The following is a 16,386-nucleotide window of genomic DNA, read 5'->3' on the forward strand; positions in this document are numbered from 1 at the left end:
GCAAGCTTTTGACGGCGTAGTTATTGCCCGCAAAGGCAGCGGCATCAGCGAAACTTTCACCGTACGCAAAACCTCTTTCGGTATCGGTGTGGAAAGAATTTTCCCCTTGCATTCCCCCCGCGTGGAAAGCATTGAAGTATTAAAACACGGCAAAGTAAGAAGAGCCAAACTCAACTTCTTGAAGAAGCTCTCCGGTAAAGCCGCTCGCTTGCAGGAAATTAAAAAACCGGTAGCCAAAGAAGCCGCCGCTCCTGCCGAAGAGGCCAAATAACTAGCCTTCGGGCCAATTATTTCCTCCAATTTAAAACCCCCGCATTAGCGGGGGTTTTTTGATGAATATTAGTAGGATATGTAAACCTAATCCATATAATAGCAAGTTTCACTGCCAAGTCCGCAGGTGACACAGGTTTGACCCGTTGCCGTATTTTTAAATCCTAATTCCTTACAAACAATAGGCATTCACAGCGGTACGAATGGTGGCCAAATTACTCCACGCTTCGGCAGTACGGATTTTCAGCACCGTTTTTTGATATTGCGGTAAGGCTACTGCTGATAAAATACCGACAATAAGCACAACTACCAACAACTCTATCAGCGTAAAACCGCCGACATTATGTTTAGACATTTTTTTTATATCCAAAACTCCTTTTTTTATTAACTTTTCTCGATAAAAAAAATTTAACAAAAAGAAACAATTCAAGAACTTTCACATTTTTCCAATGAAACAACGATCAATCAAAAAATTTTACTTATCATCACTTTCGTTCGTCTCTTTCTTCTTAAACAGAGAGCCAATACCGCTAAAAATCTTCTTTACCGAGCGGCTGACAAAATTACTCCCCACCCCTTGTGTCACTGTAGAAAACACAGATGAAGATAAATTCATCTTCCCTTCTGGAGAAGCCATTGTACCGCCAATATCTAATGTAAGCGGCATAATTCCCCCTTCATAGTGACGGCCGGGAGCGGCATTGACTTGCATATCCAAATTCTGGGTTTTAAAGTTCATCTCACCACGCAAATTAAACGAAAGCATATCTGACACAAAAGAGCCTCTTTCAATATCAGCAATACCATCATTAAACGTGATATCGGAGGCAAACTGCTCAAAGGCCCATCGTCCGTCTATTTTTTCGCTATCGTGTGGCATCATAATTTGTATTTCATTACCATTTTCATCCAATACCGTTTGCACCACCATATCGCCGGCACGCTCATCTTGAGTATTAGTCATATTATTACCGATGCTACTTAACACGCCAAAAACGTTTAAACTGTTTATTACATCGCTGACGACCTTTAAAGAGCTAAACATCACTTTAGTGACGGCATTGGCATTGGTGAGTTTATTCAAATCCTTAATTTCCCCCTGTCCCGCATGCAAAGACAGTTTTCCATATGCTTTGGAAAGGGCAGTTGTAATATGCTGCATATCCATTGCAAAATGAATATCTTTTCCATAAATAAACGGGGCATCCAAAGAAGAAATGTCTATATTTACTTTGGCATGAATCGGTGGAAAAACTACCGCACTGTCTTGCTTTTCTGTTTTTTGAGCGGTACTTTCTTTCTGCTGTTTGGGTGTGGGCAAAGCAAGACGGGCTGCTTTAAAGTTTGCCACAACCGTTATATCTTCCGGTGTTTTATCTACCGCCAAATCACCTTCAAAAGAGCCATCATTTAACAGTCCCGTAAATTTTTCTATCTTTAGTTTCTGCAAACTTTCCAAAACAATTTGAGTATTAAATTCTTTTAAAGTACCGACAATAGGCGCATATGCAGAGACGGATTTCAAAGAAATGTCTGCCTTAGCCTGTTGTTGTGTGGCTTGCGCCGCAGCCAACACTTCTCCGCCCAGTTGATAGGGTTGCAACAACGGCAAGGCTTGGGAAATAGAAGACAAGTTAAGTTTTGTCTCTGCATCAATGGCAAAATCAATTGCCTCCGACCACGAAAAATTACCCAGAAAAGAAATAAAAGAATCCAACGCGGAAAACTTAAATGCAGAAATATCTATACTCTCTTTTTCTAAATCAGCCGAAGCCTGCACATCTAAGGTAAATTTTTTAATAAGAAATTCTGCAATATCCGGAACCAAAAAATCGGCTATTTTTTGATTTACGTTTTTTCCTTCTAAAGTGAGTGTCATTTGAGGACGTTGGAAATTTTTTATTTTTCCTTCCAGTATCAACACGCCTCCTTCATGCTTAATAACCCCATGCTTCAGCCAAACTTCCGCCAATGTTAAATCCATTTTTTGCAGGTGGATTTTTGAGGTAAATCCCATTTCTATTTGTTGTAAGGGCAAATAAGCATTTTGATATAAAATATCGGCATTGATGCTGAGCGGAAAAAATTTATCAAAAGCAAAATCTTGTACAGAAACATACACATCGGACAATTCAACCTTTTCCCCCTTGTACTCATCGGAGAAGGAAAAAAATCCATCCTGAATGGTAAAATTGTTTAAACTAATGGAAGGAACCCAAACTTCTTTTTCTTCTTTTTCCTCTTTTTCTTTTGTTTCAGACGTGGCAGAAGAAGAAAATAATCCATCAAAATTAAAACTCCCGTCTGCATAACGGACAATTCGGGCCGATAATTGATCTAGTAAAACTGAATCTACCTGAATATGCCCTTTTAATAAATACCATAAATTCCAACGAATAAAAATTTCTTTAGCGGAGAACAAATCTTCCGTTTCCTGCATTTTCGACGAATGAGCCAAACGTACATCTTCCATCCCTATCCCCGAAAGGCGCAAAACCACCCGTTTCATTTCCACCGGTCTTCCGGCCAAGTCCGTCACTTTTTGTTGCAGGAAATTTTGTACAGGACGCAAAGGAACAATCCCCTTCAAAATTATTTCTGCATTTAACCATAATCCTCCGAGAATGGCTAATAAGATATATGCTCCGTTAAGAAACCTTTTCATTTCTCCCCCTCTTGCTATACACACAACCGCAATAAGTTTGATTGTACAGTTGCATTTGTTTGTTTACCTCTCGGCGCAAGTCTTCCAATCCCCCTTTGCGCCAGTTCGTTTCATCGTAAGGTATTGCTATCTTTTCGGCTGCTTTTTGGGCTTGCTCATTCACTTGGGCTAAATCTTTGTGGCGAGATATCCCCAAAACCGATGAAAAGGCCGTAAAACCGTTTTCTTTCGCATATTGCGCCGTACGTAGCAAGCGTAAATAAAAACACGCGCTACAGCGTTTTCCGCGCTCCGGTTCACATTCTAATCCTTTAATGGCTTCTTGCCATACCTCCGGCTCATAACCCAGATCCACAAAAGGCACCCCAAATTCTTCACACACTCTTTTATTTTCCAACAAGCGTGTTTGATATTCTTGCGCTTGGTCAATATTCGGGTTATAAAATAATACACTAAAAGAACGTCCTTGCAAGGCTAGTTTTTTAATTACACCGCAAGAACAGGGAGCACAGCAGGATAATAAGAGGAGTTTTTCATCGGACATAACTTAATTATAGCAGTTTCTTTTTAACATAAAAAAGCCGCCCCGAAAGGCGGCTTTTCAAAAAACTGTTATTTTACCAAGTACGAGCTAAAGTATATGTGGATACCAATTCTCCTTTAGCAGTCAACAAGTTCATTTTAATAATGAAACTTTGTGCCGTTTCAAAATTGCTACCGGTGTTCATCTGCCCCCAACCCAAACTCTTTCTATCAAACATCAGAATGTGGGAAGGAAAAGTTTCTTCTCCGTCATGCAATTTTGCTTCCACTTTCAATTTTCCATTAGCTCTGCTAAAAATAAGGTCATAAGAACCCATATTTAATTTTTCTTCCAAGCCGGCAATTTTTTGATAGGTTCCGACAAGATCAAATTCTTTTTGGGTATCTTTGCCTACTTCAAATTTGAAATTCTCTTTTTCTTGTGCAACACGTGCGTTCTCAGCAGCTTCAACTTCTGCATCAAAAACTCTATCAAATTTATCCGTTTCAACAAAAGGTTGGCGAGCAAAAAGCCCTAAACCGGCAAACATAAGAACAAATAACAACACTATTGTTTTTTTCATACTCTCTCCTTGAAACATTTTCTTACCATCCTAGTTAGTATAACAAAAAAAACATCTATATACAAGGCATAAAAAAGCCGCCCCGAAAGGCGGCTTTTCAATTACACTTCTAAACTTAGTTTTCTTCGGTCTCGGCTTCTTCGGTTTTGAAAGAATCTTCCAAGAGTTGACCCAAAGTCGGACGCGGGGCTTGTTTCAAGTACTGCGCCACCACTTTGCGGTTTTGAGCTTGGTCATATTTCTTAACGGAGAGGTTAACCGTAAAGGTTTCCGGATTGACACCCACCACCAAAGCAGTAATCACATCACCCACATTGGCCGTAAATTCGCGGCCCATTTCAAAGGGGCTGATAAAGGCTTTAGTATTGTTTTTACCGATGGTACATTCCACACCTTCTTCTTCGGAAATCTTTTCGATTTTAGCTTTAACGGAGCTCTTGTACGGATAGCGGCGTTTCAAAGCATCGGCCGGATTTAAGAAAAGTTGTTTCAAACCAAATTCGAGTCTCGGAGTTTCTTTGTCCAATTTTAATAATTTGGCTTTCAAGCGTTGACCGCGGCGGAAGTTGGCAATAGCGGTTTCGGGTTCTTTCCAAGCAATATTTTCTAAGGTGACGACACCTTCAATACCATGGAAGCGCAAGAATAAACGTTCCTTGTCTACTTTGGCTACAACAACGCGCAAGACATCACCTTCTTTAATTTGACCCAAAACTTCGGTGCGGCGCACGGCTTCATCTTCTTCCAAAACTTGTTTGCGAGAAACAATGAGTTTTTGTTTTTCTTTAGAAAATTCTACGATAACAGCTTTGATTTTGGCACCTACCGGCAAATAATGTTTGTAAGCGGTATGAAGTTCAGACAAAGAAAGAGGCATAAAGCCGCTAACGCCCAACACTTCCACAATATATCCGCCTTTTACCGTTTGCAAAATCACACCTTTTACACGTTCTTTGCTTTCATAAGCGGCCTTGCACAAGTCCCAGCCTTTCATTTCTAAGGCTTTTTTATGAGACAAGATAGAGTGTCTTTCATCGCTGCCGCGTTTTACGAGTACTGCAGAAACTTTTTCCCCCACGGCGGGCAAGGTTTTGCCGTCAAATTCAGAAACCAAGATGGCTCCTTCTTTTTTGGCACCGGTATCGACCAAAATATAATCACCAGAAATTTGTACAACCGTCACTTCCACAATCTCACGTTTATTCAACTGTTCAGATAAAGACTCTTGTTGAGCGATCAACTGGTCCATCGTCATTTCAGCTTCGTTGATCTCTTCCGTGGTTTTGATTTCTTCGTTCATTGTCATAAGTCCTTATTTACGCCACGCTTTTATGAGCAGGCGCGTTCCTCCGTTTAGATAGTAATTGAATTTATTTTGTCCATTATTTCACTGGCAAATTGTTTGTATTGGACCTTAGGTTCTAAGGTCGGATCCTGCTTTAAAATCATCGGTTCACCGAATTTGAGGCGAATTTTACGTACCCACGGCCAACCGAAAGTTCCTTCTATTTTTACGGGTAATACAGGAGCACCCGTTTTGTATACCAAAAATCCGATTCCGCTTTTAGGCTTTTGCGGTTTCCCTGTTTTGGAGCGTGTACCCTCTGGAAACATGACCACACTTTCTCCTCTGCTTAGAGCAGCGATGGCCCCTTCTAAAGCACCGAAGTCACCAATCGTACGTTTACGGTCAACAGAAATATAACCACAACGACGGAAAAACCAACCGAGCAAAGGTATTTCAAACAGTTCCTTCTTAGCCATAAAGCGAGAGTCACGCACCAACCCCGCAAAACCGCCAATGGCCGGAGGATCTGCATTGGATAAATGATTACCGGCAATGATCAACGCACCGGTTTTAGGAATATTTTCCAAACCTTCTACACGGAAATCATAAAAAACTTTAAAGAACACCCTTGCACTAGATTTTACCAAATTAAGAAGCATACTTGTTAATTTCCTTTAAAATTTCATCTATGACCTGAGGCATAGTCATGGTTGAAGTATCTATTTTTATAGCATCTTCAGCCGGTTTCAGCGGAGAAGCAGACCGCGTACTATCACGCAAATCACGCTCTTTAATAGAAGCCAAAATTTGGTCATAATCGGCCTCGTTTCCTTTGGCCAAGAGTTGTTTTACACGACGGTTGGCTCTTTCTTCAGCAGTCGCATCTAAATAAATTTTCACTTCCGCATCAGGAAAAACCACCGTACCGATATCACGTCCTTCCATGATAATTCCGCCATCGCGGCCGGCCTCTCTCATTTTTTCGGTTAAAACCGCACGCGCCGCCGCATGGGTGGACACTTTACTCGCCGTTTGAGCCACTTCGTCTAAATGAAGTTTTCCACCCAGATATTCGCCATCTACATACATTTTAAGCGTGGCATCAGGCTGGCGCTCAAAGGAGAATTGTATATTTTGAGCCGTTTCCAAAACGGCTTGTTCATCGGCCGGATCTACCTGCTTGGCAAAAACCTGATAAGCCAAAGCCCGATATAAACCGCCTGTACTTAAAAATCCATATCCTAATTTTTCCGCTACGGCCCTACCGACGGAAGACTTTCCCGTTCCGGCCGTACCGTCTATGGCAATCACCAAACCTTTGGCTCTACTCATTAGGCTGCCTCCAAACTGCTGGTGACACCGCGAATGGCCATCATCAAAGCATCGGGACTGCTGGCAGCTGCCAACACTTGTTCCATATCCACCTTGTTAGATTTATACAAAGCGGCCAAAGATTGGTCAAAGGTATTCATGCCATAAAATTCGCCGTTTTGCATGGCTTTAGTCAAATCACCTACGCGGTTTTCTAAAATCAATTTACGCGTTTGCGGAGTAGCCACCATCACTTCTATCGCAGGGGTCATGCCCGGCTTGATGGTAGGCAATAAACGCTGACAAATAATACCGCGCACCAATTCCGACAATTGTAAACGGACTTGGGCCTGTTGTTCAATAGGGAAAGCATCCGTCAAGCGAGAAAGCGTCTGCGGTACGTTAACCGTATGCATGGTAGAAAGGACCAATTGGCCTGTCTCCGCTGCACTAATCGCGGCGCGCATCACTTCAGTATCGCGCAATTCACCAATCATAATAACATCCGGATCTTGACGCATGGCAGCGCGTAAGGCCCCCGTATAAGACGGAGTATCTACCCCTAATTCCATCTGGCTGATGATACACTTATTTTCCGTATGTACAAACTCGATAGGGTCTTCAATGGTCAAAATATGTCCGTTGCGAGTACGGTTAATATAATCAATCATCGCCGCCAAAGTAGAGGTTTTGCCGGATCCGGTCATACCTGTCACAATAATTAAACCACGTCTGTTATCGGCAATTTTTTTAAGCACATCTTCCGGCAGGCTTAACTCTTTAAAAGTAGGAATTTTTAACGGAATATGGCGAATGGCCATCGCAATTTTAGTAGCTTGGCGAAATATATTAAAACGAAAACGCCCGTAAGATTTGGCATCCAAAGAAAAGTCTACCGTACTATATTGTTCAAAAATTCTGCGTTCGCGCTCACCCATACAGGCATAAGCCATCTTCTTTGCTTCATCATTGGAAACAAAAGAATCGTCAATCGGTTTTATTTGACCGTGCAAACGAACATAAGCATTGGAATTACCGCGAATATGCAAACCGCTGGCTTTATTATCAACCACTGTTCTAAGTAAACTTTGTAATCCTACGGACATGGTTTTCTCCTCAATAATTTCTGGGATTCTTTTTCCGACGTAAGAAAGCCGGTATCAACATACTGTCTTCCGACTCTGGCTTCATTTTAGGTTCGTCAAATGTAGCAAAAACATTTTTTTTCAAATCATACTGCGTAGTTGCTCCTTCCGGATTTAACGGACGACGAGACAAAAACACATTGGCTTTTTCTTCACTAAATCCGGTAGCAATGACCGTCACTTTAAAAACCCCTTTTAAAGAAGAATCATAAGAATGACCGAACATAACAATAGAGTCATTACTAGCATACTGACGAATCAAATTCATCACTTCTCCTTGCTCCATAAGGGTCAAGTCTTCATCGGCCAAAAAATGGACAATAAAACCTTTTGCTCCACGAATGTCGGCATTTTCCAGAAGCGGAGAAGAAATGGCCTGTTTAACAGCTGTCAAATGACGGCCCGGACCGCTGGCCTCTCCAATTCCGATCAAGGATTTGTGAGAATTGCTCATTACTTTACGGATATCGTTAAAATCGATGTTCATTTCTCCGGGTTTGGTGATTACTTCAGCAATACCTTTCACCGCCTGTAAAAGCACTTCATCTACCATATGAAAAGCATCACGAGAAGATGTTTCCGGATCAATATTGGCAAACAATTTTTCATTGGGCACAATAATCATAGAATCTACATGCTTTTGCATTTCTTTGATGCCCTCATCGGCTTGCTTCTCACGCACATACCCTTCAAAGTTAAATGGACGTGTCACAACCCCGATGACCAATAATTCATCTCCGTAAATTTCTTTGGCGATTTTGGCTAAATACGGAGCTACACCCGTACCCGTTCCGCCACCCATACCGGCAGTAATAAACAATAAATCAGTTTGACCGATAATCAGTTTTAGTTTTTCTTTGGATTCTTCTGCGGCACGGCGCCCCTTTTCCGGATCTCCGCCCACACCCAAACCCTTTGTTATTTTTTCGCCTACCTGCACCAAATAAGGGGCCTGGTTGCGGCGCAAATCCTGCGCATCGGTATTAACGGCAATAAAGTCAATATCGCGCAAGCCGGAATTTACCATGTGATTAATGGCATTACCACCACCACCGCCGACGCCGATTACTTTAATTTTGGCTTTCTTGGTTTCAAAAGAATCATTCGCCATAAACAATTCATTCATAACTCTCTCCTGCCGAATCTCAGCCGCCGAACAAATCCAAACCTTTTAAGAAACGGCCGATTTTGCCAAAAGCAGAACCACCTTTATCATAGCGTTCTCTGGCATAATCATCATAACCGGAATGGTCCGAAGCAGAAATAGCTAAGGCCAAAGCCGTACTATAAAGCGGATCAAAAAATTGTTCATCACAGGTGACCAAATCGCGCTGTACCGCTCCGCGACGGACCTCTTTTAAACCCAAAATATTGACCGCCTGATCGGTCATACCTGGCATCAAACTGCCACCGCCGGTCAACACACCGACGATTGCCAAATTCTTATAGCCGGAATTGGCCACACAGTGTTGAATTTGTTCAAATAACTCCTCAACGCGGGGCTGAATAATATCCAAAATATAACTCTTTTTAATATTATGCGTGCTACGCCCGTCCAAAGAAGGCACAGGTATTTCTCCTTCCTCATCTAAGAAAGTAGGGAAAGCAACACCGTATTTTTCTTTAATTTCTTTTGCATTAAAACGAGAAGTGTGTAATAAACGAGACAAATCACTCGTAATCAAGTCACATCCATAGGGAATATCTCTGGAAAACTTTAAAATACCTTCAATATAAAGCCCCACAGACATTGTCTCCCCGCCTAAATCAATAATCATGGCCCCGATTTCTTTTTCTTCTTGGGTTAATACACAATCACCCAGAGGCACCAAACCATAAAAAGTGCCGTCTATTTTATATCCGGGACGTTGAATGGCTTTGGCTAAATTGTTAATATGCGTAGAAGAACCGGTGGTAATATGTACGTCAACTTCCAACAAAGAGCCTTCCATCCCCTCCGGATTGGAAATACCGCGCAATTTATCAATAGCAAATCCTTGCGGAATAACATTGATAATTTCATTGTCATTTTTTATAGGCATGGCTTTGGCGTTTTCAATAGCCAAGTCCATATCCGCTTGCGTAATTTCTTTATCAATACGAGAAATATTATACGTACCATGATTGGAAAAGGATTCCAAATGGGCACCACGTACCCCAACAAACAAATTACTGATATCTCTGTTAAGTTCTCGCTCTATACCACCCAAAAGATGCATTACGGAGGCAGAGGTTTCCCGAATGTCAGACACCACCCCCCCACGTACACCCTTACAGGGAACGCTGCGTCCGGTTAAAACTTGCAAAGTATTGGTTTCAAAATCGTGAGCTGCGGCTACTGCCGTTAATTTGCCGCTACCGACGTCTAATCCTGCAACAATATTTGGTTTTGCCATAAAATCACCTGCTTATAAAATCTCTTACTGTATATTATAAAAATTAATGGGCTATCTGTCTTAAAAAAACTTTTCCGTCGTCAAAATAGGTAAAATCCAACTCGTGCGGATGAGGATATCCCTCTTTGCTGATTTTTTCTATTTGAGCAGCTCGGCGAGCCTTTTGGCGTAATTTTTTTGCCTGACCAAAATTAATTACACAGCCGTCCGGCATATGCATACGTACGGTATCACGCGCCGGATTAAAATGAAGAAAAGCAAAATCCAACTGGCTCTTAAGTTTCAACGAACTTTCCACTAAATCCACAAATTCCGTACCCAAATTTTCAGGCACAATACCTTCTATCTCTACATATGGAACGGTGGAAGAAGTATCCGGATTCGGATCATAATAAACCGTACTGTCTTGATCTATAAAACGAACGCTTTTATCCGATAATAAAAATTTTGCCACAGGCTTGCGTTTTTTCGCCGAAATTTTTAATTTACCGGAAAACAAGCCTCTCTTGACGGAAATTTGCCGAAGTTGAGGATATTTCCGGCTTAGGCGTGATTGTAAAAACACTGCTTTTGAAATAGAAAACTCTTTATTTAAAAAAGAATCCGTTTCCATTTGTATTTGCTTAGACAACGCTTCGTCTACTCCGGCCACCTCAACGGAAGTAGGTTTCCAATTTCCTAACCGAGAGTCCGAAAAAGCCCTGTATGTTTTGCTCACACCCACATAAGCGGCAAAACACAAACCGATAAAAACAAAAAAGAAAAGGATTGTTTTGAAAAAAGAAAAGGAATTCTTTTTACGGATTTTTCTCTTTCTTCCTAAAGAGGAAGCAGCAGGACGATAATAATCATATTTTTTCATACATCAAACCCGTAAAAAAAGAAATGGGCGGAAAGGGAGTTGAACCCTTAAGGACTTTCGTCCACACGGTCCTGAGCCGTGCGCGTCTGCCATTCCGCCACCCGCCCATCATGTATTTATTTTAGAATATTGTGGCCGTTTTGGCAAGACAAGATATTTTTGCCGACGAGAAGATTTCCCGTCGGCAAAACAGATTTTATTTCCCTTCTTGCTGACCGCCAATATTATGCACAATGCAGTCATCGCCGTCTTTTTCTTTTAAATGCACGTGGATAATATCATCGGCCTGCGTATGCACGTGACGACCGGTAAATTCGGAATAAATAGGCAGCTTGTGATGACCGCGATCCACCATCACCAAAAGTTCCACTTTTTCGGCTCGGCCGAATTGTGCCAATGCTTCCAATGCACACAAAACCGTACGACCGGAATAGAGCACATCGTCAGCCAAGATAACGGTTTTTCCCTCAATATCGGTCCCTAAAGAGGTACTTTTTAATTGAGGATCTTTCGCCACTAAGGTTAAATCATCACGGTAAAAAGTAATATCCAATTCTCCCAAATTAGGAGTTTTTCCCGTTAATTTTTCAATCCGCTCTTGCAAACGTTTGGCCAAGTGAGCACCGCGCGTCTTAATACCTACCAAACAATAATCATCTAAATTAGGATATCTTTCCACTATTTCACAGGCTAACCGGTCTAACATTGCTTTCACATCGTTTTCACTGCCAATTATTTTCTTCATAACATCCTCCCGTAAAATTAAAATGGAACGAGCCGACTCATCAAAACCGTATAGAATTTTTAAATCCTTTTTCCATTTCTCGGTTTAGATCCTTTTTCTTTAAACTTTCGCGTTTGTCGTAGGTATGTTTACCTTTAGCAAGAGCCAGCTTGACTTTGGCCCAACCGTTTTTAAAATAAACTTCTAAAGGTACCACCGTTTGACCTTTTATTTCCGCTCCGGCATATAATTTGCGGATTTCACGCTTGTTTAACAACAATTGACGCGCACGCACCGGGTCCGGCTCAGACAAAGAATTAAATTTATAAGGTTTCACATACATATTCAAAAGAGAGGCTTGGCCATTTTCAATACGCACAAAAGCACCATCCAAACTGACTTCTTTTTGACGGATAGATTTCACTTCTGCTCCAAGCAAAGACAAACCGGCCTCAAACGTTTCCAAAACAAAATAGTCGTGAAACGCTTTTCGATTTGTACAAACTACCAAGATACCCTCTTTTTTATTCATCGCTATATGATAGCAAATTTCCGTTTCACAAAAAATCCATTTAAAAATAAAAGCAAAATACTTACTTTTTTCCCCTCCCCAAAAATTTCCTTTTTAGATATAATAGGGAATAGAACCATTTTGAAGATGTGCCACGAGGAGGGGTTATGGATATTACGACACTTAACAAACAAGTGCAAACCGAAAGTTTGTTTCTACAAGATTTAAAAAGAGAAGTCAGCAAGGTAATCGTAGGACAAGAAAACTTAGTGGAAAAGATGTTGGTGGCTTTGTTAGCTGACGGACATATTTTGATTGAAGGTGTACCGGGCTTGGCTAAAACATTGGCGGTAAAAACTTTGGCCAGCGCGATTCATGCGCAATTTCAACGCATTCAATTTACCCCTGATTTGTTGCCTGCCGATATTACAGGCACATTGATTTTTAATCCGAAAGATGGCCTTTTCTATCCCAAAAGAGGTCCCATTTTTTCCAACTTTGTATTAGCCGACGAAATCAACCGTTCTCCGGCCAAAGTACAAAGTGCTTTGTTGGAATCCATGCAAGAACGCCAAGTGACCATTGGAGAACAAACCCACCAACTGCCTTCTCCTTTTATGGTGTTGGCCACGCAAAACCCGGTAGAGCAAGAAGGAACCTATCCCTTACCAGAAGCGCAAGTGGACCGCTTTATGCTCAAAGTATTAATCGGCTATCCCACCAAAGAAGAAGAAAAATTGATTTTAGAAAGAATGGCTTCCCATCAGCCCATCACTCTTAACAGTGCTGTGACACCGGAAATGATTTTAAAAGCACGCACGGTGGTAGATGGAATCTATGTAGATGAAAAAATTAAAAACTATATTGTAGATTTAGTTTTTGCCACGCGTGATCCCAAATCTTACAATTTAGAAGACTTGGTTTCTTTTATTAATTATGGGGCCAGCCCGCGCGCAACCATATTCTTAACGCAAGCTGCTAAGGCTTATGCGTTCTTAAACGGTCGTGGCTATGTGACACCAGAAGATATTAAAGCCATAGGAGCCGATGTTTTGCGCCACCGTATCCTACTCACTTATGAAGCCGAAGCGGAAAACATTACCTCTGATCAAATTATCAAACGTATTTTTGAAGCGGTAGATGTACCTTAATGGTATATTTGGGGGAACTGTATGCGCATGGATACCGCCGACATTTTAAAAAAAGTACGGCAAATTGAAATACAAACCGGCAAATTGGTGGAAGAAACCTTTGCCGGAGAGTATTTGAGCGCGTTTAAAGGGCAGGGGATTGAATTTTCCGAAGTGCGTGAATATACACCCGGAGACGATATCCGCTCCATAGATTGGAACGTGACCGCGCGCAGCGGCACGCCTTACGTCAAAAAATTTAATGAAGAACGTGAGCTGACTCTCATGATTGCCTGTGATGTATCGGCGTCTTTGCGGTTTGGTTCTTGGGATAAATTTAAACAAGATACTGCAGCAGAGCTGGCGGCTTTATTTGCTTTTTCTGCTTTAAAAAATAGTGATAAAGTGGGTCTTTTGCTTTTTTCGGATAAAATAGAACTCTTTGTTCCCCCTAAAAAAGGCAAGAAACATATTTTACGTTTGATTAGAGAGTTAGTGGCTTTTGAACCCAGCGGAACGGGAACAGATTTGGCTTTGGCCCTAAGCACACTGAGCAAACTAATTAAAAGACAAGGTATATTGATTTTAATCTCAGATTTTTTGGCACAAGCCAATTCTTTTACCAAACAATTACGTTTGGCCTCCAAAAAATTTGATTTAATTCCCATTATTTTGCAAGATCGCTTGGAGCATGCATTGCCTCGTCTTCCTATTTGTTTAGATTTGCAAGATCCCGAAACGGGAAAAGAAACTTTTCTTTCTCTGGCGGACCGAAATTTAAATGCTTTGTTGCAACATCACAAACAAACCCAACAAAATGAGTTGGCGGCTTTGTTTAATCCGTTAAAAATCGAGGCCATTTCCGTTTATACGGACCAACCGACAGCCGACCCTGTTATTCGATTTTTTAAACAAAGAGCCAAGAAGGTGCGCTTATGAAAAGAGGATTTTTTCTTTTAGTCTCACTTTTTATCTGTGTTTTGGCTTCCGCTCAAGAAATTCACATCTTGTCGGAGCAAATTCCGCAGCAGTCTTCTTTTGCCCAACCCTTTGATGTGCGTTTTGAGCTCGGCCATGCCTCCGAATATGTAGTGGAATTGGAAAAAGAGAGTTTGCCCGAAAATTTTGAATTAATCCAAGAAAAATCAGAAAAACTCTCCCCCGCCACACAAGCCTTTCATTTTACGTTTATCCCTTTTACCTTAGGGGCTTCTACCTTTACGGCCATCACCTTTCAATTAAAAGACCGCCTTTCCGGTAAAGTGTTGGCCCAAGCGCAGACATCGCCACAAACTATTCAAATTCAACCGGTTCAATTTTATAATGAAAAAACCTTGCGTGACATCCGCCCCCCTTATATTCCATCTAACCCATTGATTTGGTTGCTTTGTGCAATAGCGGCGGGGATTCTGTTTTTTATTCTCAAGCGGTATAGAAAAAAATTGCACCAGGATCAGTTGGCTTTGCAAGAGCAGCAGGATCATCGTCCTGCCGATGTAATTGCCTATTCTAAAATACAACTTTTATTACAAAGCGGATTGTGGGAAAGAAAAGAATATAAACTCTTTTATAGTGAACTTGCCGACATTTTGCGAGAGTATTTTTGGAGAAGATTTGGCTTAGATATTTCGGCCGACACTTCCGCCGAACTTTTGCGCCGCGCACGCAATATAGCAGAACTGACCCCTATACTGATGCCGTTGCGGGAATATTTAACATCTTCAGATTTAGTCAAATTTGCTCAAGTTTCCCCCACCTTGCAAACTATGCAGCAAGATGTACAGGTTGTGCAAGATTTGGTACGGCAAACTACCCCAAAACCTATTGTGCCAAAGGAGGAAAGCCATGTTTAATTCTTTCTTTCTTATATCCTTAGCAGGGCTTATAATATCACTGCTGGCCTCTATATTTTTACGTCGTTTTGCACGCATAACGGGGGCGGCTATTTTACTTTTTACTTGCACCAGCATATTACTGTTGGGCGGTGTAATTGCGGAAAAGATAACACACGGGCACTTTAGTTTTTTACAACCGACTTTCCTTTTTTTATTACTACTGCCTGTTCTGATTTTTGTCTTAAAATTATTTTGCAAGCAGGTTTTTACAAAATCCATTGCCTATCCGCTGACTCATCTTTTTCCAAGCGGACTTTCTTTTACGACATTAGCCAACCGATACTTACCGTTCTTACTTAGTTTGGCTGCTTTAAGTTTGTTTATTATTGCGTTGGCGCGCCCTGTAGCGATTAACACCACCAAACTCCCCCCCACGCAGGGAATTGATATTATGATGATCATAGACGGCTCTGCCAGCATGTCTAATCAAGACTTCTTTCCCAATCGTTTTGTGGCTGCCCAAAAAACCGCTATTAATTTTATTAGCAAGCGTTTTAATGACCGTATAGGCCTTGTTGTCTTTGCGCGAGACGTGGCATTATCAGCACCGCTAACTTTAGACCATGATGCCTTGCAAGAGTTGGTGGCTTCTTTGTTTGTCGGTATCGTCAATCCTCAGCTGACCGCTATCGGAGATGCTGTAGCAGTAGCGGCTAAACATTTAAAAGACAGTTCCGCCAAAAGCAAAGTAATTTTACTACTAACGGACGGTTCTAACAATGCCGGAACGGTGGATCCCATATTGGCAGCCAAATCTGCCGCTGCTTATGGTATCAAAGTTTATACTATTGCCACCGCCAGCCCGCCGGGCACAAACGTATTTTCCAGCGCGGAAGATGAAATTGACGAAGGCTTGCTGATGAACATCGCCAAAGAAACAGGTGGTGAATTTTACCGCGCCAAAAACGAGCTTGAATTGCAAACCATTTACGACAAAATTAATGAATTGGAAAAAACCGATTTCACCCAAACCGATATTGTCAGCCGAACCGATGTGTATCGTCCGTTCTTGTTAGTGGGGTTGATATTATTGCTTTTGGCATTTGTTTTACGCAAATTGATATTTATTAAGGTGCCCTAATT

At 41.5% G+C, this 16,386-nt stretch carries 17 protein-coding genes, 1 tRNA gene and 1 pseudogene; 5 read left to right on the forward strand and 14 right to left on the reverse strand.

Features of this window, described 5'->3' with window-relative positions; translation table 11 throughout:
- On the forward strand, window positions 1-271 hold a 271-nt coding region (rplS, locus tag IKL48_04025), incomplete at its 5' end, for a 50S ribosomal protein L19 (GenBank protein ID MBR3603832.1).
- A gap of 255 nt (window positions 272-526) precedes the next feature.
- Here the strand turns inward: rplS and IKL48_04030 are convergent.
- The 14 genes and pseudogenes from IKL48_04030 to smpB form a co-directional block, all read right to left on the reverse strand.
- A pseudogene (locus IKL48_04030) lies at window positions 527-625 on the reverse strand (prepilin-type N-terminal cleavage/methylation domain-containing protein).
- Between the two features lie 120 nt (window positions 626-745).
- On the reverse strand, window positions 746-2,935 hold the full coding sequence (locus tag IKL48_04035) for an AsmA family protein (protein ID MBR3603833.1): 2,190 nt from the start codon (window positions 2,933-2,935) through the stop codon (window positions 746-748).
- On the reverse strand, window positions 2,919-3,479 hold the full coding sequence (locus IKL48_04040) for an epoxyqueuosine reductase QueH (GenBank protein MBR3603834.1): 561 nt from the start codon (window positions 3,477-3,479) through the stop codon (window positions 2,919-2,921). Before IKL48_04040 ends, IKL48_04035 begins: the two co-directional genes overlap by 17 nt.
- A gap of 73 nt (window positions 3,480-3,552) precedes the next feature.
- Window positions 3,553-4,041 carry a hypothetical protein gene (locus tag IKL48_04045; protein ID MBR3603835.1) on the reverse strand — a complete coding sequence of 163 codons (489 nt, stop codon included), beginning with the start codon at window positions 4,039-4,041 and terminating at the stop codon, window positions 3,553-3,555.
- A 115-nt stretch (window positions 4,042-4,156) separates the two neighbouring features.
- Window positions 4,157-5,347, reverse strand: coding sequence for a S1 RNA-binding domain-containing protein (locus tag IKL48_04050; protein MBR3603836.1), 1,191 nt, complete (start codon window positions 5,345-5,347; stop codon window positions 4,157-4,159).
- A 47-nt stretch (window positions 5,348-5,394) separates the two neighbouring features.
- On the reverse strand, window positions 5,395-5,988 hold the full coding sequence (locus IKL48_04055; protein ID MBR3603837.1) for a 1-acyl-sn-glycerol-3-phosphate acyltransferase: 594 nt from the start codon (window positions 5,986-5,988) through the stop codon (window positions 5,395-5,397).
- Window positions 5,978-6,661, reverse strand: a complete 684-nt coding sequence (locus IKL48_04060; GenBank protein MBR3603838.1) for a (d)CMP kinase — start codon at window positions 6,659-6,661, stop codon at window positions 5,978-5,980. Before IKL48_04060 ends, IKL48_04055 begins: the two co-directional genes overlap by 11 nt.
- The gene (locus IKL48_04065) at window positions 6,661-7,746 is read right to left on the reverse strand and encodes a PilT/PilU family type 4a pilus ATPase (GenBank protein MBR3603839.1); all 1,086 of its coding nucleotides are present in this window, start codon (window positions 7,744-7,746) and stop codon (window positions 6,661-6,663) included. Before IKL48_04065 ends, IKL48_04060 begins: the two co-directional genes overlap by 1 nt.
- A gap of 10 nt (window positions 7,747-7,756) precedes the next feature.
- On the reverse strand, window positions 7,757-8,911 hold the full coding sequence (ftsZ, locus tag IKL48_04070) for a cell division protein FtsZ (GenBank protein ID MBR3603840.1): 1,155 nt from the start codon (window positions 8,909-8,911) through the stop codon (window positions 7,757-7,759).
- A gap of 19 nt (window positions 8,912-8,930) precedes the next feature.
- Window positions 8,931-10,181: a cell division protein FtsA gene (gene ftsA / locus IKL48_04075; GenBank protein MBR3603841.1), complete on the reverse strand. Its 1,251-nt coding sequence runs from the start codon at window positions 10,179-10,181 to the stop codon at window positions 8,931-8,933.
- Between the two features lie 43 nt (window positions 10,182-10,224).
- Entirely contained in the window at window positions 10,225-11,043 is an 819-nt protein-coding gene (locus IKL48_04080; GenBank protein ID MBR3603842.1) for a hypothetical protein, read from the reverse strand.
- A 24-nt stretch (window positions 11,044-11,067) separates the two neighbouring features.
- Window positions 11,068-11,150, reverse strand: a tRNA-Leu gene (locus IKL48_04085).
- Window positions 11,151-11,239: 89 nt separating this feature from the next.
- Complete coding sequence (gene pyrR / locus IKL48_04090) at window positions 11,240-11,788, reverse strand: bifunctional pyr operon transcriptional regulator/uracil phosphoribosyltransferase PyrR (GenBank protein MBR3603843.1); 549 nt, start codon at window positions 11,786-11,788, stop codon at window positions 11,240-11,242.
- Window positions 11,789-11,828: 40 nt separating this feature from the next.
- On the reverse strand, window positions 11,829-12,299 hold the full coding sequence (smpB, locus tag IKL48_04095; GenBank protein ID MBR3603844.1) for an SsrA-binding protein SmpB: 471 nt from the start codon (window positions 12,297-12,299) through the stop codon (window positions 11,829-11,831).
- A 146-nt stretch (window positions 12,300-12,445) separates the two neighbouring features.
- On the opposite strand from smpB, the gene IKL48_04100 reads away from it, so the two are divergent.
- Genes IKL48_04100 through IKL48_04115 form a run of 4 tightly spaced genes read left to right on the forward strand, consistent with a single transcriptional unit; the run spans window position 12,446 to window position 16,384 of the window.
- Window positions 12,446-13,429, forward strand: a complete 984-nt coding sequence (locus tag IKL48_04100; GenBank protein MBR3603845.1) for a MoxR family ATPase — start codon at window positions 12,446-12,448, stop codon at window positions 13,427-13,429.
- Window positions 13,430-13,456: 27 nt separating this feature from the next.
- Window positions 13,457-14,347, forward strand: coding sequence for a DUF58 domain-containing protein (locus tag IKL48_04105; protein ID MBR3603846.1), 891 nt, complete (start codon window positions 13,457-13,459; stop codon window positions 14,345-14,347).
- The gene (locus IKL48_04110; protein MBR3603847.1) at window positions 14,344-15,261 is read left to right on the forward strand and encodes a hypothetical protein; all 918 of its coding nucleotides are present in this window, start codon (window positions 14,344-14,346) and stop codon (window positions 15,259-15,261) included. The genes IKL48_04105 and IKL48_04110 overlap by 4 nt, the downstream gene beginning before the upstream one ends.
- Window positions 15,254-16,384: a VWA domain-containing protein gene (locus tag IKL48_04115; GenBank protein ID MBR3603848.1), complete on the forward strand. Its 1,131-nt coding sequence runs from the start codon at window positions 15,254-15,256 to the stop codon at window positions 16,382-16,384. The genes IKL48_04110 and IKL48_04115 overlap by 8 nt, the downstream gene beginning before the upstream one ends.
- Window positions 16,385-16,386 lie beyond the last annotated feature (2 nt).

It is taken from the genome of Elusimicrobiaceae bacterium, assembly GCA_017520185.1.
Lineage (GTDB): Bacteria > Elusimicrobiota > Elusimicrobia > Elusimicrobiales > Elusimicrobiaceae > Avelusimicrobium.